Origin of the sequence: Streptomyces alkaliphilus (genome assembly GCF_014141535.1) — a bacterium.
GTDB classification, from domain to species: Bacteria; Actinomycetota; Actinomycetes; order Streptomycetales; family Streptomycetaceae; genus Streptomyces; species Streptomyces alkaliphilus.
In genome coordinates this window covers 1-315 of record NZ_VKHT01001791.1, presented here as the reverse complement: position 1 = coordinate 315, position 315 = coordinate 1, and the positions used below count along the sequence as shown (strand labels likewise).

General features: G+C 72.1%; 1 tRNA gene. It reads right to left on the bottom strand.

Annotated features, from left to right (window positions below):
• Window positions 1-198: 198 nt before the first annotated feature.
• Window positions 199-273: transfer RNA gene (locus FNQ90_RS26780), tRNA-Val, on the bottom strand.
• Between the last annotated feature and the right edge of the window lie 42 nt (window positions 274-315).

Sequence of the window (315 nt, the reverse complement as noted above, 5' to 3'; positions counted from 1 at the left end):
GTGAGCGGCCCGAACCGGGGATCCCGGCCGTATCACCCCGTGGGGACGGGGGTTCGACGGGCGGCTCGGTGGCCGGGTACCGGGGAGGTGCCCGGCCACACGGCGTTCCCGGGCGGTCCCCGGCCGGGTGTGCCCCTCGACTCCGGGACGGGAAACGGCCGGGGGCCGGGGAGCCGTGGCTCCCCGGCCCCCGGCCGGTGGTGGACGATACTGGGATTGAACCAGTGACCTCTTCCGTGTCAGGGAAGCGCTCTCCCGCTGAGCTAATCGTCCGGAGTGCGCGATACTGGGATTGAACCAGTGACCTCTTCCGTG